The 22,566-nt window shown below is 50.1% G+C and carries 21 protein-coding genes; 14 read left to right on the top strand and 7 right to left on the bottom strand.

The genetic code is table 11. The features are described from left to right. Positions 1-28 precede the first annotated feature (28 nt). Positions 29-946, bottom strand: a complete 918-nt coding sequence (locus V3C10_14715) for a LysR family transcriptional regulator (protein ID WVP60556.1) — start codon at positions 944-946, stop codon at positions 29-31. A gap of 1,068 nt (positions 947-2,014) precedes the next feature. Between V3C10_14715 and V3C10_14710 the strand changes: the two genes are divergently transcribed. From V3C10_14710 to V3C10_14690, 5 genes are read left to right on the top strand one after another with little or no spacing between them, the layout of a single operon-like run. Next, on the top strand, positions 2,015-2,845 hold the full coding sequence (locus V3C10_14710) for an alpha/beta hydrolase (protein WVP60555.1): 831 nt from the start codon (positions 2,015-2,017) through the stop codon (positions 2,843-2,845). A 1-nt stretch (position 2,846) separates the two neighbouring features. Beyond that, on the top strand, positions 2,847-3,719 hold the full coding sequence (locus V3C10_14705; GenBank protein WVP60554.1) for a DUF6282 family protein: 873 nt from the start codon (positions 2,847-2,849) through the stop codon (positions 3,717-3,719). Positions 3,720-3,772: 53 nt separating this feature from the next. Further along, positions 3,773-4,873 carry a TRAP transporter substrate-binding protein gene (locus V3C10_14700; protein WVP60553.1) on the top strand — a complete coding sequence of 367 codons (1,101 nt, stop codon included), beginning with the start codon at positions 3,773-3,775 and terminating at the stop codon, positions 4,871-4,873. A gap of 11 nt (positions 4,874-4,884) precedes the next feature. Further along, positions 4,885-5,388: a TRAP transporter small permease gene (locus V3C10_14695; GenBank protein WVP60552.1), complete on the top strand. Its 504-nt coding sequence runs from the start codon at positions 4,885-4,887 to the stop codon at positions 5,386-5,388. Next, entirely contained in the window at positions 5,388-6,665 is a 1,278-nt protein-coding gene (locus V3C10_14690) for a TRAP transporter large permease (GenBank protein ID WVP60551.1), read from the top strand. The genes V3C10_14695 and V3C10_14690 overlap by 1 nt, the downstream gene beginning before the upstream one ends. Positions 6,666-6,704: 39 nt before the next feature. Here V3C10_14690 and V3C10_14685 read toward each other — a convergent pair whose 3' ends face one another. Next, positions 6,705-7,151 carry a CYTH domain-containing protein gene (locus V3C10_14685; protein WVP60550.1) on the bottom strand — a complete coding sequence of 149 codons (447 nt, stop codon included), beginning with the start codon at positions 7,149-7,151 and terminating at the stop codon, positions 6,705-6,707. A 283-nt stretch (positions 7,152-7,434) separates the two neighbouring features. On the opposite strand from V3C10_14685, the gene V3C10_14680 reads away from it, so the two are divergent. The 9 genes from V3C10_14680 (at position 7,435) to V3C10_14640 (ending at position 18,388) form a co-directional block, all read left to right on the top strand. Continuing rightward, positions 7,435-8,265 (top strand): DUF975 family protein, encoded by an 831-nt coding sequence (locus V3C10_14680; GenBank protein WVP60549.1) that lies wholly within the window; start codon positions 7,435-7,437, stop codon positions 8,263-8,265. A gap of 26 nt (positions 8,266-8,291) precedes the next feature. Then, a complete protein-coding gene (locus tag V3C10_14675; protein ID WVP60548.1) occupies positions 8,292-8,846 on the top strand; it encodes a DJ-1 family glyoxalase III in 555 nt (184 codons plus the stop codon). Positions 8,847-9,075: 229 nt separating this feature from the next. Further along, positions 9,076-10,362: a trigger factor gene (tig, locus tag V3C10_14670; protein WVP60547.1), complete on the top strand. Its 1,287-nt coding sequence runs from the start codon at positions 9,076-9,078 to the stop codon at positions 10,360-10,362. Between the two features lie 133 nt (positions 10,363-10,495). Continuing rightward, positions 10,496-11,077 carry an ATP-dependent Clp endopeptidase proteolytic subunit ClpP gene (gene clpP, locus V3C10_14665; protein ID WVP60546.1) on the top strand — a complete coding sequence of 194 codons (582 nt, stop codon included), beginning with the start codon at positions 10,496-10,498 and terminating at the stop codon, positions 11,075-11,077. 45 nt (positions 11,078-11,122) lie between these two features. Next, on the top strand, positions 11,123-12,424 hold the full coding sequence (gene clpX / locus V3C10_14660) for an ATP-dependent Clp protease ATP-binding subunit ClpX (protein WVP60545.1): 1,302 nt from the start codon (positions 11,123-11,125) through the stop codon (positions 12,422-12,424). Between the two features lie 179 nt (positions 12,425-12,603). Then, positions 12,604-15,030, top strand: a complete 2,427-nt coding sequence (lon, locus tag V3C10_14655) for an endopeptidase La (GenBank protein ID WVP60544.1) — start codon at positions 12,604-12,606, stop codon at positions 15,028-15,030. Next, positions 15,027-15,614: a ribosome biogenesis GTP-binding protein YihA/YsxC gene (yihA, locus tag V3C10_14650; protein ID WVP60543.1), complete on the top strand. Its 588-nt coding sequence runs from the start codon at positions 15,027-15,029 to the stop codon at positions 15,612-15,614. The genes lon and yihA overlap by 4 nt, the downstream gene beginning before the upstream one ends. 238 nt (positions 15,615-15,852) lie before the next feature. After that, positions 15,853-16,710 (top strand): RNA polymerase sigma factor, encoded by an 858-nt coding sequence (locus V3C10_14645; protein ID WVP60542.1) that lies wholly within the window; start codon positions 15,853-15,855, stop codon positions 16,708-16,710. 298 nt (positions 16,711-17,008) lie between these two features. Next, positions 17,009-18,388, top strand: coding sequence for an MATE family efflux transporter (locus V3C10_14640; GenBank protein ID WVP60541.1), 1,380 nt, complete (start codon positions 17,009-17,011; stop codon positions 18,386-18,388). A 76-nt stretch (positions 18,389-18,464) separates the two neighbouring features. Here the strand turns inward: V3C10_14640 and V3C10_14635 are convergent, their stop codons facing one another. The 5 genes from V3C10_14635 to V3C10_14615 form a co-directional block, all read right to left on the bottom strand. Beyond that, positions 18,465-18,806, bottom strand: coding sequence for a hypothetical protein (locus V3C10_14635; protein WVP60540.1), 342 nt, complete (start codon positions 18,804-18,806; stop codon positions 18,465-18,467). A gap of 278 nt (positions 18,807-19,084) precedes the next feature. Beyond that, complete coding sequence (locus V3C10_14630) at positions 19,085-20,140, bottom strand: acyltransferase family protein (GenBank protein WVP60539.1); 1,056 nt, start codon at positions 20,138-20,140, stop codon at positions 19,085-19,087. Then, complete coding sequence (locus V3C10_14625) at positions 20,137-20,445, bottom strand: hypothetical protein (GenBank protein WVP60538.1); 309 nt, start codon at positions 20,443-20,445, stop codon at positions 20,137-20,139. Before V3C10_14625 ends, V3C10_14630 begins: the two co-directional genes overlap by 4 nt. 200 nt (positions 20,446-20,645) lie before the next feature. After that, on the bottom strand, positions 20,646-21,188 hold the full coding sequence (locus V3C10_14620; protein ID WVP60537.1) for a DUF4364 family protein: 543 nt from the start codon (positions 21,186-21,188) through the stop codon (positions 20,646-20,648). A gap of 36 nt (positions 21,189-21,224) precedes the next feature. Beyond that, complete coding sequence (locus V3C10_14615; GenBank protein WVP60536.1) at positions 21,225-22,373, bottom strand: NADP-dependent malic enzyme; 1,149 nt, start codon at positions 22,371-22,373, stop codon at positions 21,225-21,227. Between the last annotated feature and the right edge of the window lie 193 nt (positions 22,374-22,566).

The following is a 22,566-nucleotide window of genomic DNA, read 5'->3' as shown; positions in this document are numbered from 1 at the left end:
CAATTGGAGGCCTGGGCAATGCTTCTTTTTATTGAGTGGCAAAGGTTTCTTTCGTGATGTCTATGAAATTCTGTGCTGCGGTCTGCAGGTAGCTGTCTTTTCTGTAAGCAATGACAAAGTCCCACAGATTCTCCCGTTCCCCGACGGAGCAGTACAGAAGGGGGCGGTTGGTATAGAAAAACTTTTCACACATATCGGTACAGAATCCTACCCCAATACCCGAGGCCACGATTGACAACGCTGTTTCCACGCTTTGCAGGGTGATGGTCTGCGGGCGGATCGAAGAGGAGGAGAGAATCCGGTCCGCAATCTTCCTGGTCCTGAATTTTTCATCCACCAGGAAAAAGAGCTCGTCCCCCAGCTGGTTAATATCAAGCCAGGGGTGTTTTTTTCCGGGCCTCTGCTCGATCAGGCGGGCCGCTTCCAGAATGGGGGACAGGCAGAGGACAATTTCCTCCTTGCATACCTTGACATACTCCAGATCGGGGCGGAACATCTCGGTTACCGTATAGACAGCAAGATCAATCCGGCCGTTTTCCAGCGCCTGGTTGAGGGCGGCGGTTCCGTCCTCCATGATGCTTATTTTGTATTTGGGGTACATCCTCTTAAAGGCAGGCAGGACGTTGGGCAGCACATAACGCCCCCTGGTCGGTGTGACGCCGATGGAAAGGGATCCCATAGACTCCGAGCTGATGTCGGCAAGGGTATTGTTGAGCTGATGGTTCAGATCCAGGATCTTGAGCCCGGTATCCACATACTGCTGCCCGGCATAGGTTAGATACATCTTATTGTCGATGCGGTAAAAGAGCCTGACGTTCAGGCGCTTCTCCAGATTCTGGAGAAATTTGGAGAGGGACGGCTGGGTAATGTCGAGAAAACGGGCAGCGCCGGAGAGGGTTTGATATTTTTCAATGGCGAGGACGTATTGGATTTCGCGGAAGTCCATGTGAGCTCCTTTCTGAGGATTTAATTGAGATGCGAGGACGCCTCTGTAAGACGGCGGACGGGGTAGTGGGAGGTTGGATATGAGTCTTCAGTCCCGGTTTGTAGGTTGGGGTGAGGGGGAATCCGGAGAAAGACTTTCCTGCGGGGACACGCTCCCGCTTGTGAAGCGCACAGCGGATGCTAAGCTCGAAAGGACCTCGCTAAGCACCGGCGGGCTTCAAGGTCACCCTTCGGAAAGTTTTTCTCCTCCTTCCCCCGGGCAGGTTGTCGACGGGACTGAAGACTCAGGGAAGGTGATTGCCCCGTCCGCCGGCTTCAGGGCTGATTGTCTCTTTCGTCAAGTAAGGGGAAGGTATTGTTGCGTCCACTATGTAGTCGTGAATTTTTTATCCTATGAAGGTATTCTGGGCTGGATTCAGAGAAAAATCCAAAGCTATATTTAATGATGAATCAAAAAATTCAATGGTTATTCAAGGACAGATAAAGCTTCAAAGCTCAGATTCATTAATTTAATACCATACAGGGGGCATTCTCCTGGAATTCGAGAAAATGTAGTGGTAGCGACAATCCCTCCCCCCTTTGAAGGAATAAGAACAAATCAGCGGCCGCAGGCCGGGGTACGGGATGGCGAAAACCTTCGCGTCTTCAGTCCCGGGCCATAACCTTCCTGTGGGGAATCCGGGAGAAAAAGATTCCGCAGGGAACCTGGGAGTTCATCGGCACTTACCGAGGTATTTTCGAGGTTAGTGTCCGTTATGTACTCCAAAGAGCGCAAGCGTTTCCCGAAGGAACTTTTTCTGCCCGGATTCCCCACCTGCGACAACCTGCAAACCGGGACTGAAGACTCATCCCCTCCCCCTCACCATCCCGCCCCCCGACCGTCCCGGCGGCGTTCTCCTTCCTCAATTAAATCCTTATTATATGTAGCAAGTATACCAAGTTTCGCACAAAAAGTATAGTTTTAAGCTATACTTTCTATGCGGTAATTCTGGATTTACAGCTATAGTTCCCCGGTGTATCATAATGGTATCAATTATGGCGCCATTGAGTGAAGAAGGGGAGGTTTTTCTTGAAGAAGGGTTATCTGACAACAACTGATAAAGCCCGCATTTATTATGAGGACAGGGGGGAGGGAATTCCTCTCGTATTTATTCCCGGCCATATGTGCACTTCCCGTTTTTTTAAAAAGAATGCCGAGGAACTGTCGCAGTATTACCGTGTTGTGACTATGGATCCGCGGGGGTTTGGGAATTCGTCGAAGGTGCTCCATGGGCATGATGTGGAGCGGAACTGTGATGATATTAAGGAACTGATCGAGTTTCTGGGGCTGGAGCAGGTGGTGCTTCTCGGATGGTCGCTCGGCGGGAGTTTTGTAATGATGTATGCGCACAAATACCATGAAAACCATCTGGGTGCCCTGGGGCTGATTGATGCCGCGCTTTTTCCGTTTTCCGGGGCGGCTTGGAATACCTACAGGGCCAGGGATTACAATATGGATGAGTGGTGCGGTAAATACGGAGTTTGGATTACGGATACGGAACTGTATTATAACAATTTTATCCGCCGCATCGACAGGGGGATGACTTCTGAGGACAGGGAAGAACTCAGGAGGGAAATTAAAAAAACGCCTCCCTGGATTGGATTTGCCATTCATACGGACTGGTGCCATACGGATACGGAGCAGTATTTAAAAGAACTTACGGTTCCTGTGCTTCTTATTTCCGGGGAAGAGATTTCAATGGGAAGACATTATAGAGGGCAGATACGGGCCTACAGTGAGCTTTGCGAATTTGAGACGGGAGGACATGCAATGTTCTGGACGGAATGCGGACAATTTAATTGGATACTTACTGATTTTATGGAACATATGGTGCATCGTGAGAAGGAAAGAGAGGCATGAGATGAGAACAATATCGTTAGAGGGAGCCTGCGATCTGCATATCCATTCGGCGCCGGATATTGTTGACCGGATAGGAAATGACGTAGAGATTGCACTTTGCGCCAGGGAGGCGGGCATGAGAGCCATTGTTTTGAAATCGGTTCTGGAGCCTACCGTGTCAAGGGCCTGGCATGTGATGCGGCAGGTGGAGGGAATCCGGGTTTATGGCGGCGTGGTGCTCGATTATCACATGGGAGGGTTGAATCCCATGGCCGTGAGTCCGGCCATCGAGATGGGGGCGAAGGTTGTCTGGCTGCCGACCTACCATGCGCTGGGCCATGAGATTGCTTTCGGCGCCCTGGGCAGCTTCGGCTACACGGAGGAAAACAGCCGCAGCCGCACGCTGGAACCAATCACAATACTGGACGAAGAGGGAAATATAAAAACTTCAGTCATGGAGATTATGGAAATGTGCAAAGACGCCGGTATTATCCTGGCGACCGGCCATATCCACGCTTCGGAAATATTGAAACTGGCAAGGGTGGCGAAGGAGAACGGTTTCAGGAAACTGGTGGTTGATCATCCGTTTTTCAAGGTGCCGGATCTGGATATTGCCACGGTGGGAGAACTGGTCCGCCTGGGCGCTTACATGGAGTTCTGTGCCAATGAACTCTGCCCGATTCCCCGGAGCGCCAACCTTTACGATTATACGGCATGTTTTGAGAAATACGGCGTGGATCATTTTATTCTGGCCTCGGATGCAGGGCATAACAGGAAGGGGTGGCCTGCGGAGGAACTCAGGATATTTGCCCAGCTGCTGGGATACGCGGGAGCAAAGGAAGAACAGCTTTACCAGATGATGAATGAGAACTATAATTTCCTGCTGTCGCTGTGACGGTGAGGAAGGTTGAGATGGAAAGAACATACAGAGAGAAGGAGATGCGCTTTATGAAAAAAAGGTTATGGGTAAAAACAACGGCTCTTACAATGGCGGCAATTCTGGGTGCGGTTACAATGGCGGGATGCAGTTCGTCGGGCGGAACAAAGAGCGCCCCGGAGACAAAGGCAGCTGTGCCGTCTGCGGAGGAAAATCACGCGGACGCGGGCGCTTCGGATTTTCCGGAAATGACGATTAAGCTGGGCCACGGTTCCGCTCCCGCCGATGATGACCCCTACCATATCCTGGCGACAAACTTCAAGAAGAATGTGGAAGAGGCGACGGGAGGAAAAGTGACGATCGAAATTTTCCCGAGCGGTCAGCTTGGAGGGGAAATGGACAGCTACGAGGGGCTTGGTATGGGCACGGTTGACATGTGTATTGCAACGGGTAATATTTTCGGACTTTACAATAATAAGACGACAATCATGGACATGCCGTTTTTCCTGGAGGACGAGGCGGCAGCGGAGAAACTTCTGGACAGCACAATGGTCGCAGGCCTTCTTGAGGAACTGTCCCAGACGACGGGAGCCGTTCATCTGGGCTGGGGTTCGGGTGGGTTCAGGAACATTTTCAACAATATCCGTCCAATCAATACACCGGCCGATTTGAGTGGAGTCAAGCTGAGAGTTCCGGAGACGACCATCTTCGTGGATACGTTTTCTGCACTGGGGGCAAATGTAACGCCGATGACCTATTCGGAGACGTATACGGGAATCCAGCAGAAGACGATTGACGGAATTGAAGTCCCGGTAGGCAACGGATATACGGTCGGCTTTTACGAGGTGTGCAAATACCTTTCCATGACAAGACACTTCTACAATGCGCTTTCAATCAGCATCAGCCAGAACCTTTACGATAAAATGACGCCGGAACTTCAGCAGGTTTTAAGGGATGCGGCGGTAAAGGCGGGGCAGGATCAACGTCTGGCCGTGGCCGAGAATGAGGGGAAACAGCTGGAGGCGATGAAGGAAGCCGGAATCCAGGTCAACGACATTGCGGACATCGAGGAGTTTCGGAAACTCGTAAAGCCAATCTATGAAAATTACAAAAACAACATCAGCGCCGAAATCTATGAAGAGGCTGTAAATTTGCTGGGAATCGATGAATAGGGGAGATTTTTATGAAAAATGGGTTCAAGCGGGTGGCGGATCAATTCCTTTGGCTGTACTCGGCCGCCGGAACTTTGTTTCTCGCCCTTGTAATAATAACGACGTTTCTCCAGGTGACTACGAGATATTTTATGAAAGCTTCCCTGCCCTGGACGGAAGAAGGAGCCAGGTACGCATTTATCTGGATGAGCATGATGGGAGCCTCACTGGCGACTCGTCATGCGAGCCATGCGACAATCGACGTCATCGGTGATTTTATTCACGGGAAAGCCGGACGGTACCATGCGGCGGTGGTCCAGCTTGCCATGATAACGGCCTCCGTGCTCATCGGCGTCTATGGAGTCAATATGGTTAAGGTGATGATGGTGCGTTCGAGCGCGGCTCTGGGGATCCCGATGGGATATGTCTACTGTGCAATCCCAATCGGCTGTGTTGGAATTGTCATTCAATGCCTGGCTAATTTTACGGAGCTTAGAGATACCGGGACGGAAGGAGAAGAGGAGGTGGATGGCTGATGGCATTACTTTTATTCGGACTTATGTTTGTACTGATGCTGGCCGGAATTCCCATCGCGTTCAGCATTGCCATTGCGACCGCCGGTTTCCTCGTCTTGACCGGTTCCGGTTCCCTGTTGCTGCTCGCCCAGCGATTTTTCCTGGGAATGGACTCCTTCGTCCTCCTGGCGGTTCCGCTCTTTGTCATGACCGGTTTCCTGATGGATCAGTGCGGATTGTCAAAACGGCTGATTGACTGGGTGGAATGTATTTTTGGACGGATCCGGGGCAGTGTCGGCGTTGTGACGATTGTATCCTGCGCCATATTTGCCGCCCTGGTCGGCTCGGGACCGGCGACCATCGCCGCCATTGGCGCGCTGATGATTCCGGCCCTGAGACAGAGCGGCTACCGGGAGGAAACCTCCGCAGGCCTTGTTGCAGCAGGCGGAGCGCTGGGCCCAATCATCCCTCCCAGTGTCGGCATGATTGTCTACGGTTCCACCATGAACCTGAGCATCCCGAAAATGTTCATGTCCGCGATTATTCCGGGCCTTATGATGGTGTTCGGCCTGATTGCCGTAAATATGATTATTGTAAAGAAAGAGAATATTCCTCCGAGCGAAAAGCAATTCACGGCGAAGGAGAAGCTTGTAAGGACGTGGAGAGCCCTTCCGGCCCTGCTGCTTCCTCTCATCATTCTGGGCGGCATCTATGGCGGAATCTTTACTCCAACTGAGGCGGCCGTTGTCTCGGTCGTCTACGGTATGCTGGTGGGTTTCTGCCTGAAGGAATTATCCCTTGGGAAACTCAGAAAAACCATGGTCTCCACGATTGAGACGTCTGCGATGATCACGCTGATTCTGGGTGTTTCCAACCTTTTCGGCTGGATTTTGGCCTATGCTAAGATTCCCCAGACACTCGCAGCTCTTGTTATTCCGATCGTAAGGACGAAATTTATTTATCTGATCGTCCTCTGCCTGCTGATGCTGATTGTGGGCGCGCTCATGGAAACGCTGACAAGCATTGTAATTCTGGCCCCAATCCTGGCGCCGATTGGAATCGAACTTGGCATCGATCCCCTGATAGTCGGAATGGTCTTCTGCCTCAGCCTGATCATCGGGGTAGTGACGCCGCCGTTTGGGGTAAACCTGTTCACCGTGGCGTCGACGACCGGCCTGTCGTTCAGGAGGGTGGTCTCGGGGGCAGCGCCCTTTATTCTTTCCCTGATTGTTGTGGTTTTCGTTATAGCCATCTTCCCCCAGATTCTGATGTTCCTGCCGAATCTGCTCATGAAATAGGAGGAGACGGCAGAACTGCGGCCCCGGAATGCCGGCTGTTTACAGCGCCGAGAGTCTGCTGTTCTGATATTCCCCCGTAAAAGTGACATCCCTTGTGAACCACGCGGGTGGTGTAAATGCATTGGCTTCCTCCTCCGTCGTGAACTCCACCTCGGCCAGCACAAGCCCTTCATAGGCTCCGCTGAAGATATCGAGTTCAATGGTGAGCTTTGTCCCCTCGATGGGGATCAAATAGCGCCTTTTTGTCAGGACGCGGCCGTCGGCTTTTTCGAGCAGGTGGAGATAAGCATTCTCTGTCAGGGGAAGATTATATTCCTCCCGCACCATCCGCCCTCTGGACTTGTAGGTCAGATAAAACATGTCGTCCTCGCGGCGCACGCGCACCACGGGATCCGTACACAGATAGGCTTGTTCAATCTGGTGAAACGGGTACTGTTCCGGGTCAAAGGGGAGCGTTTCTATAAAATACTTTCTTTCAATTTCCATGTGTGACTTCCTTTCATAAAATCAGTATGAGATAAAACCATTTATTTCATTCTAATGGTTTGGGGGCGGGAAGTCAAATGAGGGAGAGTGAAAAATGAGGACGCCGACGGCAGAATGGCAGGCGGGCGGTGAGGGTGACTGGATAGGGCTTCAGTCCCGCAAAGTCCTTCCTCATTTTTCAAAACCCACACATTTTGAAAATTCTCCTATAGCTTTCTGACAAAATATGTTATACTAAATTTGCGTTAAAGTTTTTTACGGGAATGGTTAAGGAGGAAATATTATGTGGTCAATAGGAGATATGAAACGTAATGGATGGGCTAAAGTAAAACTCTATTATTGGTCGGCATTTGCAGTAACGATAATCTGGTCGCTTTTAGGCGGCGGGGCAAGCCGCGGTGGCAGTGTTAATACTTATAGAGAGTATAGGGAGGATATTCACCACAGTTTTCAGGGGCTCAATCCTGCGACGCTGCACATGATAATTTTTACGCTGCTGGGAATTTTTGCGATTGTGGGAATTGCGGCGCTGCTGTTCAAGGTGTTTATCGGTAACCCTGTTACCGTAGGCAAGAACCGGTTCTTTATGGAGAGCCGTCTGACCCTTAAGTCGGCCGGAATCGGCAAAGTGTTCTGGGTGTTTGGATGCGGCCATTATATGAACGTGGTGAAGATTATGTTCCTGAGAGATCTTTTTACGGGTCTCTGGTCCCTTCTTTTCATAATTCCGGGAATTTACAAGAGTTATGAGTATGCGATGATTCCGTATATCCTGTCGGAGAATCCGGAGGCGGACAGCAGGGACGTCTTTGCCGTGACCAAGGATATGATGAATGGAAACCGTTTCCAGCTGTTTTTACTGGAACTGTCGTTTATCGGCTGGTATTTGCTGGGAATGCTGCTCTGCTGTGTCGGCGGAGTGCTGGTGGTTCCTTACCAGGAGGCGGCTATTGCCGAGCTGTATCATCATCTGAGAGGTTATATTAATGGTTTCCCGTTCAACGGCTATGGAGTGCCGGAGCCGGAAGTGTTCTATGACAATCAGGGCGGCGGGGACAATTATTATGATAACCAGAACCAGGATAAAGGAAACTATTATGACAACCAGTATTAGAGAATGATTTGAAAGAGGTGGCTGATATGGCGGAAGTATATGCGTTTTTGGCGGATGGGCTGGAAGAGGTGGAATGTCTGGCAACGGCGGACGTCCTGGTCCGCGCCGGTGTGAAAGTGACTCTGGTGTCTATCAGTGATAAGAGAGAAGTGACGGGCTCCCACGGTTTTACGGTTATGGCGGACGCCACAATCGGGGAGATTGACTTTAAGAAGGCGGATGTGTTGTTTCTGCCGGGCGGAATGCCGGGAACAAGGCATCTTTCGGAGTGCCGTGTGCTTTGTGACGCTCTGGTAACGGCCAATGAGGAAGGACGCCGTCTGGCGGCTATCTGCGCGGGGCCGAGCGTCCTGGGGGGACTTGGAATCCTGAGAGGGAAGAAGGCCACCTGCTATCCTGGATTTGAGGGTGCGCTGGCCGGAGCCGAGATTACGGGCGACGGGGTTGTGACCGACGGCAACGTGACGACGGCAAGGGGCCTCGGGTATGCGCTGGATCTGGGACTGGAACTGGCAGGCCTTTTGATTGACGAAAAAACGGCTTCCCACGTCAAAACAGCGATACAATACGATCAGGTCTGAAAATGCAGAATCCATCCGGTGTGAACCGGAACCGGAAAAACAATACGGAATAACGGACGGGAAAACTGGGGAAAAAAGTAGAAAAACCCTTGTGTTTTCCCGTTTTTTCTTTGGTTTTTTGACAATTTGGACTGGTATTTACAGAAGGGATATGATATAATGCTATCTTGAAGTGTAACGCCTAACGGGTATGGCTGTTCACATATAGAAGCAAGGAGGACCCCTTATAATGAGTTTACAGGTAGAAAAATTAGAAAACAACATGGCTAAGCTTACGATCGAAGTTCCGGCTGAGGAATTCGAGGCTGCTATCAAAACTGCTTACAATCGCAATAAAGGAAAATTCAATATTCCTGGTTTTAGAAAAGGTAAAGCGCCGCAGGCCATGATCGAGAAGATGTACGGAGCAGGCATTTTTTACGAAGAGGCTGCTAATGAAGTAATCGACGCATCTTATCCAAAGGCAGCAGAGGAGTGCGAGGAAGAGATCGTATCCTCCCCGGAGATCAATGTAACACAGATCGAAAAAGGAAAAGATTTTATTTATACAGCAACCGTAGCTTTAAAACCGGAAGTTACATTAGGCGAGTATAAAGGAATAGAGGTAGAGAAGGTCGTTGCAGAAGTAACGGACAGCGATGTTGAGGAAGAGCTGGAAGCAGCCCGTCATAAGAACGGACGTCTTATCTCAGTAGAAGACAGACCAGTTGCCGACGGCGACAACACAGTTGTAGATTTCAAGGGCTTCATCGATGGTGTTCCATTTGAAGGAGGAGAAGGCACAGATTATCCTCTGACAATTGGCTCCCATTCCTTTATTGATACATTTGAGGAGCAGTTAATCGGTAAGAAACTCGGCGAGAAGTGCGAGATCGAAGTTACCTTCCCGGAAGAGTACCATGCTCCTGAATTAGCAGGCAAGCCGGCTAAGTTCGAAGTAACGATCAAAGAGATTAAGATGACCGAGCTTCCTGAGCTGAACGACGAGTTTGCAAGCGAAGTTTCAGATTTCGAGACTCTGGCTGAATACAAAGACGATATCAGGGCAAAACTTCAGGATAAGAAGAATAGAGAAGCAGCTACTGAGAACGAGAACCGTGTTATTGATAAGGTAGTTGAGAATGCCCAGATGGATATCCCGGAGGCAATGATCAACACACAGGCACGCGGTATGGTGGAAGACTATGCGCGCAGACTGCAGAGCCAGGGCCTGAATATCAATGATTACATGAAATATACAGGTATGACGGCAGACAAGCTGATCGACCAGATGACTCCTCAGGCTCTTAAGAGAATTAAGACAAGACTTGTTCTTGAAAAGATTGTAGAACTTGAGAATATCGAAGTTTCCGACGAGGCTGTTTACCAGCAGATTGGAAAGATGGCAACAAGCTATCAGATGGAAGCCGAGAAGCTGAACGAGCTGATGGGCGAGAAGGAAAAAGAGCAGTTAAGAGAAGATTTAAAGGTTCAGGAAGCAGTAGATTTACTGGTTTCAGAAGCAAAATTAGTTTAATTGCCGTATAATGAATAAGAAGTGCAAATTGGTGGGAGGCCCGCACTGCGCGCCTTTCACCGTTTGGTGTCGGTGAAAAGTACGCTTTGCGGGCTTTTCATCGTTTCCATTTTTGCAGAACAGGAGGCATTCTATGAGTTTAGTACCCTATGTCATTGAATCCACCAGCCGGGGAGAGCGTTCCTATGACATTTTTTCCAGGCTGTTAAAAGAGAGGATTATTTTCCTCGGAGAAGAAGTTACCGATGCGTCGGCAGGACTTATCGTGTCACAGCTTCTGTTTCTGGAGTCTGAAGATCCGAACAAGGATATTCATCTCTACATCAACAGCCCGGGCGGTTCCGTATCGGCAGGACTGGCAATTTATGACACGATGAATTACATCAAGTGTGATGTTTCTACTATCTGTTTCGGCATGGCGGCCAGCATGGGAGCATTCCTCCTGGCAGGCGGTGCAAAGGGGAAACGTTTTGCCCTTCCAAATGCCGAGGTTATGATCCATCAGCCGTCCGGCGGTGCCCAGGGTCAGGCTACGGAAATCCAGATCGTGGCGGAGAAGATTTTACAGACCAAGAAAAAACTGAACGAAATCCTGGCAGCGAACACGGGCCAGCCATATGAAGTCATTGAGAGAGATACCGACAGAGATAATTACATGACAGCACAGCAGGCAATGGAGTATGGACTGATTGACAGTGTCATTTCAAGCCACTAATTACATTCATAGCCATTATTTTATAGAAGGAATTGAGGTGGGCATATGCCAGGCAGATCTGATGACAAGATTCGCTGCTCTTTTTGCGGCAAAACGCAGGACCAGGTCAGAAAACTGATTGCAGGTTCTAATGATGTTTATATATGTGACGACTGCATCGAACTTTGTGCAGAAATTCTGGAAGAGGAATTTGCTGATCAGAATGACAAGGGTCCGGACTTCAGCGGGATTAACCTGTTAAAGCCGAAGGAGATCAAGGAATTTCTCGATGAGTATGTCGTAGGCCAGGAGGAAGCCAAGAAAGTTCTCTCCGTAGCGGTATACAACCATTACAAAAGAATCACATCCAAGGGAAGCCAGGAAGTGGAACTTCAAAAGAGTAATATCCTGATGCTTGGACCAACCGGTTCCGGCAAGACATATCTGGCGCAGACACTTGCCAAAATCCTGAATGTCCCTTTTGCCATCGCAGATGCCACGACATTGACGGAAGCCGGTTATGTCGGCGAGGATGTGGAGAATATTCTGTTAAAGATTATCCAGTCAGCCGACTATGACATCAGCAAGGCCGAATACGGTATTGTCTATATAGACGAGATTGATAAGATCACAAAGAAATCAGAAAATGTTTCGATTACAAGAGACGTTTCGGGTGAGGGAGTGCAGCAGGCGCTTCTGAAAATCCTGGAAGGTACGGTCGCTAGCGTTCCGCCCCAGGGCGGGAGAAAGCATCCTCAGCAGGAGCTTTTACAGATCGACACGACGAACATTCTCTTTATCTGCGGCGGAGCGTTTGACGGCCTCGAGAAGATTATCGAGAACCGTCTGGGGGCCGGTTCCATCGGCTTTAATGCGGAGATCGTGGACAGACAGAACCAGGATATCGACGAACTTTTAAAGCAGGTTATGCCTCAGGATTTATCAAAGTTCGGCCTGATTCCGGAGTTTATCGGCCGTGTGCCGGTTACGGTTTCCTTAAGTTCCCTTTCAGAAGACGCCCTGGTCAAGATTCTTTCAAAGCCGAAGAATGCCATTATCAAGCAGTATCAGGCGCTCTTCGATCTGGACGGCGTGAAGCTGGAATTTACGGACGATGCACTCGGTGCGATTGCCCATCTGGCCGTAGAGAGAAAGACGGGGGCCAGAGGACTGCGTTCGATTATGGAATCAATCATGATGAATATTATGTATGAGATCCCTTCAGACTCCAGCATTGGAATCTGCACAATAACCAAGGACGTGGTGGAAGGAAACAGTGAACCGGAACTGGTGTACCGGGAGAATACAGTACCCCGTAAGTCATTTACAGGGCGTTCAAAAAAGGATAAGACAGGCGAGATCGCCTGATTAAGGCCTGTCATCAGCGATGAAAGGTACGCTTCCCGCGGACTTTTAGCGCCTAAACGAAAGGGGTTTGTAAGATGAAGTGTTTCTCATTTTACAGATCCCTTTATTGTTATAATGTATATCCATTCGGGCGGGAGATACTGTCCCGCGAAAGTGACGTACAGAACAGGAGATTTAAAATGGAAGATAAAAAGATGAGACTTCCTGCGATAGCACTGCGTGGACTCACCGTGCTGCCGCAGATGACGATAAATTTTGACATTATCAGGGGAAAGTCCATTGCAGCCGTTGAAAAAGCCATGGTGGGCGATCAGAAGGTCCTTCTGATTACACAGGTGAAGCCGGAAGAGATGAATCCCGACATGGAGGATTTGTTCCATATCGGAACGGTCGGCTTTGTAAAGCAGCTGGTAAAGATGCCGGGCGGCATGGTCCGCGTTACCGTGGAGGGACTGGAGAAAGCGGAACTTTTAGAACTGGATAACACCGGTTCCACCCTGACCGCCACCGCGGAGCTTCTCGGTGACATGGAGGACGACTTAAATGTGATAGAGAAAGAGGCGATGCTTCGGATCGTGAAAGAGAAGCTGGAAGAGTACGGAAAACTCAACCAGACGGCGGGAAAAGATTTTCTTCTGTCCCTGACCTCAGCATCCGGGCTGGAAGAGATTCTTCATCAGCTGGCCGTGCAGTTTCCATGGGATTTTGAGGCAAGACAGAGAATTCTGGAGTGTACATATTTAAGCTCCATGTACGAGACCGTGCTTCAGCTGCTGCTCACCGAGACCGAGGTTTACCGCGTCAAGAAAGAATTCCAGACCAAGGTAAAGGCGGCAATCGACAAGAATCAGAAGGACTATATCCTGCGCGAGCAGATGAGGGTGATCCGTGAAGAACTGGGGGAGGACAACCCCATATCCGATGCGGATGAGCTGAAGAAGCAGCTGAAAAGCATTAAGGCGGACAAGGAAATCAAGGACCGCATCTTAAAGGAAATCAACCGGTTTAAGGGAATGCCCTCCGGCAGCCAGGATGCCAACGTGCTGAGGACTTACCTGGAGACCGTTCTGGAACTGCCATGGAATAAGGTGACAAAGGACAATTCGGATCTCAAGTTTGCTGAGCAGGTGCTGGAGGAAGACCATTACGGCCTTACACAGGTCAAGGAGAGGGTGCTTGAATATCTGGCGGTGAGAATTCTGACGAAGAAGGGCACCAGCCCGATTATCTGTCTGGTGGGTCCTCCGGGAACCGGCAAGACGTCGATTGCCCGCTCCGTAGCCAGGGCGCTGGGCAAGAAATATGTCCGCATCAGTCTCGGCGGCGTGCATGATGAGGCCGAGATCCGGGGTCACAGGAAGACATATGTCGGCGCAATGCCGGGCCGAATCGTGGAGGGAATCAAGCTGGCGGGCGTAAGTAACCCGCTGATGCTCCTCGACGAGATCGACAAGGTGAGCAGCGATTATAAGGGAGATACCTCCTCGGCGCTCTTAGAGGTGCTGGACAGCGAACAGAACATCCATTTCCGTGACCACTATATTGAGCTGCCGATTAACCTGTCGGAAGTGCTCTTTATTGCGACGGCAAATACGACCCAGACAATCCCGGGGCCGCTTCTGGACCGTATGGAACTGATCGAGGTCAACAGCTATACGGAGAACGAGAAATTCCATATTGGAAAGAATTATCTGATACGCAAACAGATGGAAAAGAACGGACTGACGAGGTCACAGCTTACCATCACCAATCCTGCCCTTGAGAAAATTATCCACAATTACACCAGGGAAGCCGGTGTGAGAAACCTGGAGAGAAGGATCGGCGATATCTGCCGTAAGGCGGCGAGGGAACTTTTGGAACAGGATAAGAAATCAATCCGTATTACGGATAAAAACCTGGAGAAATACCTCGGCCGTGAAAAGGTGCTGTATGAGGACGCGAATGAAGAGGATCAGGTGGGAATCGTCAGAGGCCTTGCCTGGACCAGCGTCGGGGGAGATACGCTTCAGATTGAAGTGAATGTGATGCCGGGCAAAGGCAATCTGCAGATGACGGGCCAGCTCGGTGACGTGATGAAAGAGTCCGCACAGACGGCCCTCACCTGGGTCCGTTCGGTGGCTTCGGTGAAATACCGGGTTCCGGAAGACTATTTTGAGACACATGATATCCATATCCACATTCCGGAGGGAGCGGTTCCCAAGGACGGCCCGTCGGCCGGAATCACGATGGCCACAGCAATGCTGTCGGCCGTGACGGAACGCCTTGTATCGGCTAAAACTGCGATGACGGGTGAGATTACCCTCAGGGGCCATGTCCTCATGATCGGAGGGCTGAAAGAGAAGCTGCTGGCGGCAAAGATGGCCCACATTGAGAAAGTGCTCGTGCCGGACAAGAACCGTCCCGACGTGGAAGAACTGTCGAAAGAGATCACAAAAGGGATGGACATTGTCTACGTCAAGGAGATGGAAGATGTGATCCGGGAGGCATTTGTAGCGGGATGTACTGAGGATGAGGCGGCAGACCGGGAAAGGGATGCATCCTCCGCCGCATTGGCCGAGGCGGCGGCCACCGTGGCTGTAAAGCCAGAAAGAAAGGGAAAACCATGATTATAAAAGATGTAAACCTGGAAACCGTATGCGGCATTACCAGTAAACTTCCGGAGAATACACAGCCGGAGTTTGCCTTTGCAGGCAAGTCGAACGTGGGAAAATCTTCGCTGATCAATGCGCTGATGAACCGCAAATCCTATGCCCGTATCTCGGCACAGCCCGGCAAGACGCAGACCATCAACTTTTACCACATCAATGATACGCTTTATTATGTGGATCTCCCGGGCTACGGCTATGCAAAAGCCAATGTGGAGGTAAAGGCGAAGTGGGGAAAGATGATTGAGGATTATCTCCACCGCTCCAAGATGCTCAAATGCGTTTTCCTTCTGATTGACATCCGCCATGAGCCGTCATCCAACGATAAGCTGATGTACGACTGGATTGTCTCTCAGGGATACCAGCCGGTTATTATTGCGACAAAGGCCGATAAAATTAAGAGGAGCCAGCTGCAGAAACAGATGAAAATTCTGAGGGTCGGCCTTGACGTCGGAACCGATGTGCTGATGATTCCTTTCTCAGCGGAGACAAAGCAGGGCAGGGAAGAAATCTGGGATTATATAGAGAAACTGGCCGAAGAGTAAGTAAAACGGAATCCCCGCTTGTGCGGCCGCGTTCCGGTTACTGTTACAAGGCAGGCAGGAGATGATCCGCACACTGCGGACGCATCTTCTGCCTGTCTTTTGATGTCCGGAGTTTGTAAACCGCTTTCCGGAATGATATAGTAATTTTATATAAAAAACGGGTATGTTTCCGTCACAAAGTGAATTCCGGTCTGTCTAACCATATATAACAGAAAACAACCGGAAAAGGAGAATGAATATGAATCAGACGGAAGAAAGCGGAAATAAAACAGAACTGGAAGTCCTGGCGGCACAGGCGGCGGAGGGGGAGAAAGAGGCGGTGGAGAAGATTCTTTTGAGAATTCAGGATATGGTATTTAATCTTTCCCTGCGCATGCTGGGGACGGTAGTGGATGCGGAAGACGCATCCCAGGAGATTCTGATTAAGGTGATGACCCACCTGGGCGATTTCAGGCGGGAGAGCGCATTTACGACATGGGTCTTTTCTATTGCCACGAACCATCTTTTGAATTACAGAAAGCACATGTTTGCCAATGCGCCGCTCAGCTTTGAATACTATGGGGAGGACATTGTTAACGGAAGGACGGAGGACCTTCCCGACAGAACGGGAGGGGTTGACAGAGGTCTTTTGGAGGAGGAACTGAAGATGTCCTGCACCAATGTGATGCTTCAATGCCTGGACGGGGAAAGCCGCTGTATTTACATCCTGGGAACCATGTTTAAGGCGGACAGCCGGGTGGCGGGTGAGATCCTCGGAATCACGCCGGAGGCATACCGGCAGAGACTGTCCAGAGTCAGAAAAAAGGTGGGAGATTTCCTGAAGGAATACTGCGGCCTGTCGGGAGGACGGTGCTCCTGTAAGCGGAGAGTCGATTATGCAATTGCAACCCACCGCGTCAATCCTCAGAAACTGGACTATCTGGAGCTTCCCAAAGCAGGAGCGGATGTGCATGAGTATATCGAGGCGATGGAAAAAGCGGATGACTGCTCCCAAGTGTTTTCCGGACTGCCGATGTACGGGGCCACAAAGCGCACAAAAGAATTCCTCACCGGTTTTTTGAACTCGGATGTCTGTAACTATATTAAAAATGCATAAGTTTCGGCAGAGCGCCGCGTATCCTCAAAGAAACAGGGGGACGCGGCGCTCTGCCGTCTGATTCATCCGTTCAGTGCTGTTTAACCGTGTATTATAGGAGGCCGCGCTCCGGCGGCAAATAGAATCCGGCTTGAAAAGACCGGTTCTCAGCCAGGTCCATGATGTGCAGGAAGAGCAGTTGAATACAATTTCTCTTGACAACTACTATAAAGTATAGTAGTATGTATCTTGTTACTTTTGTTGATATAATTTATAGTAATATAATTTATAAATATTGTTAAGAAAGAGGAGAACAATCATGAACGGAGGAAACAGAAAGATAGAACTGCTGGGGAGTGCACCCATAGCCAAAGCGCTGCTGGCTATGGGAATCCCGACCATGATCGGCATGATGATTAACGCGCTGTACAATCTGGTGGACGCTTATTTTGTCGGAGGTCTGGGCACCAGCCAGATGGGAGCGATCTCCGTCACATTTCCGTTAGGCCAGGCGGTTGTTGGTCTGGGGCTGCTGTTTGGAAACGGAGCCGCATCCTATATTTCCAGGCTGCTGGGACGGGGAGAAAAGGAGAGTGCGGACCGGGTTGCCAGTACCGCCCTGTACGGCAGTATTTCCGTTGGAGCTGTTGTAATACTCTGTGCCGTTATTTTTCTGCATCCCATCCTGAGACTTTTGGGGGCGACGGAGAGCATCATGCCCTATGCGGTTACTTATGCGGGAATTTATGTAATGTCGTCGATATTCAATGTGTTTAACGTGACGATGAACAATATTGTAACGAGCGAAGGAGCTGCCAAAACAACGATGTGCGCCCTGCTGGCTGGCGCGCTGCTGAACATGGTGTTAGACCCGATTTTTATTTATTCCCTTGGTTACGGTGTAGCGGGAGCCGCAGCCGCAACCGCGATTTCACAGGTTTTCTCCACGCTGGTTTATCTGTGGTATCTATTCAGAAAGAAAAGTGTCTTCAGCTTCAGCATAAAAAAATGCTGTTTTTCACAGCGGATTATGTCTGAAATTTTTAAAATAGGAATACCCACTCTGATTTTCCAGCTTCTGACCAGTCTGTCCATCACGCTGATCAACATGCAGGCCGGAGAGTACGGCGATTCCGTAATCGCAGGGATGGGAGCCGTCACAAGGATTATTTCCATGGGCAGCCTGATGGTATTTGGTTTTATCAAGGGATTTCAGCCGATTGCAGGATACAGCTACGGAGCTAAGAAATACGATCGTCTTCAAGAGGCAATCAAAACCTCTATTCTATGGTCTACCATATTCTGTGTCATCTTCGGACTGGTAATGGCCTTATTTCCTACCGCGATCATTTCCCAGTTTACAAAGGGGGATGCCGAGATGATCCGCGTGGGCCAAAGCGCCTTAAGGGCAAACGGTTTTTCCTTCCTTCTCTTCGGCTTCTACACCGTCTATTCCTCACTCTTCCTTGCACTGGGAAAGGCAAAGGAAGGTTTTATTCTGGGAGCATGCAGACAGGGGCTCTGCTTTGTGCCGGTTATCCTTCTCCTTCCCCATATCTGGGGACTGAGCGGAATTCTTTATGCCCAGCCCGCCGCCGATGTGATTTCTGCGGCAATAGCCGTGGCCATGGCCGTGTCTCTCCACAGAGAGCTGTCCAATGCAAAGGCAAACTTTTTTTCTGCAGAAGCGGTGAATTAAAAAACAGCAAGGCTCCCGGGCGTTTTCGGGAGCCTTGCTGTTTTTTATATAGTAATCTATAAAAAGTTCGTTTTCTTTATTTTTGCCGGAAAAACCGGCCGCCGAAATAGGAACAGAGAAAAGATACCGCAACAATGATGCAGAACGTAATCAGATAATAATGCATCAGCCTGCCGATCCCATCGAAATGGTAGATGATTCCGATCCCGGCCGCTGCCGTAACGGCAATACACGACAGTTTAAAAGGAAGACTGGCCTCGCGGCTTTTTAAGCAGGGAGGAAGCAGAAGAAAGGTCATAAAATAAGCAAATAACTCAAATACCAAATCGATCGGAAACCGCAGGACAATACCGGCGAAAAGACACATTGCAACAGAGAGTATAGCGAGTTTTATCAGTTCTTTTTTAATTGGTTTCATAGGCTCACCAATTCCTTTCCTGGACTAGTCAGGTAGTATCTGATTCTATTGTGGAGGGGAAATCTGGAAAAGTCAAGCAAATAAATGGTATTTCAAGCTGAACAGGGCAGATTCTCTGCAATCGAAAAAATGTAGTGCCTATGACAAAATACCCTATTACGAAAACCTTCGCGTCTTCAGTCCCGGTCCATAACCTGCCTGTGGGGAAGGAACTTTTTCTGCCCGGATTCCCAACCCGCGACAACCTAAAGCCCGGGACTGAAGACTTATTTTACATCTTATTTAAATATCACTTTACAGATCCCCTCTATAACCCAATCATAAATGTTCCTGATCCACTCCATCTGGCAGAACATCACCAGTGCGGCGGCAAATACCGTCATTCCGGCCAGGTTCCCATAAACACTGCCGGCAAGCGGGAGGAACCGCGCAATGAGCAGGTAGAGGGCCGGAGCGGCGAAGGAGGAGCCCGCGTAGACTAGAATGGCATTGGTGCCGACGCGGGAAAAGCAGTTTTTCCTCTCAGGGAAGAGATTAATCAGGGCTCCTATCATCAGGACGGCAATGAGATAGAAGAGGGCGCGGTAACCGATTCCGAGAGCGGGGCTAAGGCCGACCGACTCATAGGTGAAACGAACATTCCTGAAGCTGTAGGGCAGCACAACGGAGGGAATGACTGCCGCCGCCAGGATGGCCAGCGCCGGCAGGTGCGGAAGGTTCCGTATTTTCCTTACGCGTTCTTCCGTGCACTTGAGGCCCAGCACAAAGAATATCAGCAGGGAAAAACAGGCGCCCCATCCGATGTGAAAGGCTTCGTCAAAGACGGTGCTAACGAGCAGGCCCGATACGAATGCAAAGAGGACGGGACAGCGCAGCTTCAGCAGATCCTTTGCAAACACCTTCCAGACGAAAACGCAGAGAAGGTAATAGAGAGGACTGCTGGGAAGCAGGAGCGACGGCTTAAATACGTCCGTGTTATAGCTGGCCAGCCCGAGCCGGATGAAAAGCAGCGCCACCGCAATGTAGAGGAGCTGCCAGAAGGTGTAGGGGATCAGTACATTCCTGACCGCCGTATTCCTGGCTTTGTCGGTATTCTTTGTAAAGTATCCGGTGATGAAGGCAAACATCGGCATGTGAAAGAGATAAATGTACTGCATCAGATAGCGGTAAAGGCTGTCCTGGCGCTCGATATAGGGATCCAGGATATGGCCGATTACCACGAGAAACAGCATAAATGCCTTCAGGTTGTCAAACAGGTAGTCGCGCTCCTTTGGGGCTGCGGACGCGGCGTCCGTCATATGCCCGGAAGTTCTGTCATGGATGAATGAATTCATAGCTTGGTTTCCGCCTCAATCTTTTTATCGCCGCCGTCCGGCGCGGAGGCCGCGGTCCCGGAACATTCCTTATGGGGAAGCGCGTTTGATGCCTTCCGGCCGACCTCACGGATTTTGATACGTAAAAACTGTTTTGCCACCTGGTAAGCGATGACGATCAGAAGGATTGGCAGCACAAAGAGAAGAGTCCACTTGATTTTGAGAAACGTGTACTTTCTCCGGAGCTGTCTGATATCCCGGTCCATGTTTTGTTTCAAGTTCTGCACCGCGCGTACCGGCGCAATCGAAGAATTCTGCGAACGCATCGTATTCCCTCCTCTGTACGGTAAAAAGCTGTCTTCGTGCATTTTACCCGAATTAAAACCGCATGATTCCGTAATCTGCGGATTTCCACATATCTGGGAACCTCCATATAAAAACAGGGTTCCTTAAAAGCCCGGCGGCTATGCACGTAACCGGAATTTTGTTCCCCTGTTTCATGCATAGCCGTTATTTCGTGTTACGGTTATTTTCCTTTTCCCGAAGATTTGTCACTCATCAGGGATTTCATAATATAAGCATATATTTCCTGGCTTCTGTCTTTCCAGTGGCTGCACATAATCTCGGCCTGTTCCTTATCGGGAACGGAGACGTCGATATTGACCAGGACATTCTTGCCCTCCCGGACTTCACAATGAACGATATAATCCTGATTGGTGGATTTATAAAAATCAGAAACCAGTCCCACTTCATTGCGCATGCGGAAACGGTTCTCCTTTAAATATTCATCCATATCCTCCACGATGGCGGGAGATATCTTTTTCCCGAAAAATTCCAGGGTTTCCTCACCTTCTCTGGTGATCTCGTATCTGGTGCTGTTGTGCAGCATTTCCATCTTGATAAGCCCTGCCTCTAAAAGTTCATTGAGGGCCTGCTGAAGCGTGAAATATGTCGTATACTCACGGTCCAGGAAAAAGTTGGACAGCTGCGCGTTCGTCAGCGGGAAATTCACCTGTTTCAGCATATACAGGTTCATCAGTTTGTATAAGGTCATCGGTTCAGACAGCATGGAAAGACTCCTTTATGATAGCATACTTGCACCTTCTCAGATATGTTCTTTAACGGCTTTGCTGACCGCATCGGCCACTCTCGGGTCAAATGCAGCGGGCAGAATATTTTCATCGTTCAGTTCGCTGTCGTCCACAAGTCCGGCAATGGCGGTGGCGGCGGCCAGTTTCATTTCTTCTGTGATAGCGGTGGCGCGTCCTTCCAGGGCTCCCTTAAAGATACCGGGGAAAATCAGGACATTGTTGACCTGGTTCGGGAAATCGGAACGTCCCGTGCCGACCACCCTGGCGCCGGCTGCTTTTGCAACGTCGGGCATTATTTCCGGAACGGGATTTGCCATTGCAAAGAGGATGGCGTCGCTGTTCATGGCGGAAACCATCTCAGCGGTCACAATGCCGGGAGCGGAGACTCCGATAAAGATATCGGCGCCTTTTAACGCATCGGCGAGGGAACCGGTCTTTCGTTCAAGATTGGTGACATCCATCATCTTTTCCTGCATCCAGTTGAGGCCTTCCATTCCCTTTGTGAGGATTCCCGCTCTGTCACAGAGGGTGGCATGGCGGAATCCGTAGGTCAGTAGAAGTTTTGTGATGGCAATGCCGGCGCTCCCCGCACCGTTCACTACGACACGGCAGTCCTCTTTCTTCTTTCCCGTTACCTTGAGGGCATTGATGATTCCGGCCAGTACGACGATGGCGGTCCCGTGCTGGTCATCGTGGAATACGGGGATATTAAGGAGCTTCTTTAAGCGTTCTTCGATCTCGAAACAGCGGGGAGCGGAGATGTCTTCCAGGTTGATGCCGCCGAAAGCGGGAGCGATACGGACTACGGTCTCGATAATCTCTTCCGTATCCTGGGTGTCCAGACAGATTGGAAATGCATTGATGCCGCCGAACTCCTTGAACAGGACGGCTTTGCCCTCCATAACCGGCATGGCGGCCAGGGGACCGATATTGCCGAGGCCCAGGACGGCGCTTCCGTCGGATACGACGGCCACGGTATTGGCTTTGATGGTGTACTTGTAGGCGGCCTCCGGGTCCTCTGCGATCACCTTACACGGCTCGGCTACGCCCGGTGTATAGGCGAGAGCCAGATCCTCCCTGGATTTCACCTGTGCTTTGGAAACGGTGTCAATCTTACCATTCCACTCTTCATGAAGCTTTAATGCTTTCTCACTGTTTGTCATTATGATTTCCTCCAGAAACAAAATTACTTTCTATGTAATACATTATTTTCGGAGCCACTCAAACCCGGCCCGGCGATGCCGGCACAGAGGCAGAAGAGCGGCCGCAAATTCTCATGTTCCTATCATAGCAATTTTACATTCTTAAATCAAGGACATAAAAAATGAATTACCGAATTAAGTGACAAAAAGTCGA

It is taken from the genome of [Clostridium] symbiosum (genome assembly GCA_036419695.1).
Taxonomy (GTDB): domain Bacteria; phylum Bacillota; class Clostridia; order Lachnospirales; family Lachnospiraceae; genus Otoolea; species Otoolea symbiosa_A.
This window is presented reverse-complemented; position numbering and strand designations above follow the sequence as displayed.

Coding starts and splice junctions, on each gene's coding strand:
- V3C10_14715 (WVP60556.1), bottom strand. CDS start 946: ATGGACTTCCGCGAAATCCAATACGTCCTCGCCATTGAAAAATATCAA.
- V3C10_14705 (WVP60554.1), top strand. CDS start 2,847: ATGAGAACAATATCGTTAGAGGGAGCCTGCGATCTGCATATCCATTCG.
- V3C10_14700 (WVP60553.1), top strand. CDS start 3,773: ATGAAAAAAAGGTTATGGGTAAAAACAACGGCTCTTACAATGGCGGCA.
- V3C10_14695 (WVP60552.1), top strand. CDS start 4,885: ATGAAAAATGGGTTCAAGCGGGTGGCGGATCAATTCCTTTGGCTGTAC.
- V3C10_14690 (WVP60551.1), top strand. CDS start 5,388: ATGGCATTACTTTTATTCGGACTTATGTTTGTACTGATGCTGGCCGGA.
- V3C10_14685 (WVP60550.1), bottom strand. CDS start 7,151: ATGGAAATTGAAAGAAAGTATTTTATAGAAACGCTCCCCTTTGACCCG.
- V3C10_14680 (WVP60549.1), top strand. CDS start 7,435: ATGTGGTCAATAGGAGATATGAAACGTAATGGATGGGCTAAAGTAAAA.
- V3C10_14675 (WVP60548.1), top strand. CDS start 8,292: ATGGCGGAAGTATATGCGTTTTTGGCGGATGGGCTGGAAGAGGTGGAA.
- tig (WVP60547.1), top strand. CDS start 9,076: ATGAGTTTACAGGTAGAAAAATTAGAAAACAACATGGCTAAGCTTACG.
- clpP (WVP60546.1), top strand. CDS start 10,496: ATGAGTTTAGTACCCTATGTCATTGAATCCACCAGCCGGGGAGAGCGT.
- clpX (WVP60545.1), top strand. CDS start 11,123: ATGCCAGGCAGATCTGATGACAAGATTCGCTGCTCTTTTTGCGGCAAA.
- lon (WVP60544.1), top strand. CDS start 12,604: ATGGAAGATAAAAAGATGAGACTTCCTGCGATAGCACTGCGTGGACTC.
- yihA (WVP60543.1), top strand. CDS start 15,027: ATGATTATAAAAGATGTAAACCTGGAAACCGTATGCGGCATTACCAGT.
- V3C10_14645 (WVP60542.1), top strand. CDS start 15,853: ATGAATCAGACGGAAGAAAGCGGAAATAAAACAGAACTGGAAGTCCTG.
- V3C10_14640 (WVP60541.1), top strand. CDS start 17,009: ATGAACGGAGGAAACAGAAAGATAGAACTGCTGGGGAGTGCACCCATA.
- V3C10_14635 (WVP60540.1), bottom strand. CDS start 18,806: ATGAAACCAATTAAAAAAGAACTGATAAAACTCGCTATACTCTCTGTT.
- V3C10_14630 (WVP60539.1), bottom strand. CDS start 20,140: ATGAATTCATTCATCCATGACAGAACTTCCGGGCATATGACGGACGCC.
- V3C10_14625 (WVP60538.1), bottom strand. CDS start 20,445: ATGCGTTCGCAGAATTCTTCGATTGCGCCGGTACGCGCGGTGCAGAAC.
- V3C10_14620 (WVP60537.1), bottom strand. CDS start 21,188: ATGCTGTCTGAACCGATGACCTTATACAAACTGATGAACCTGTATATG.
- V3C10_14615 (WVP60536.1), bottom strand. CDS start 22,373: ATGACAAACAGTGAGAAAGCATTAAAGCTTCATGAAGAGTGGAATGGT.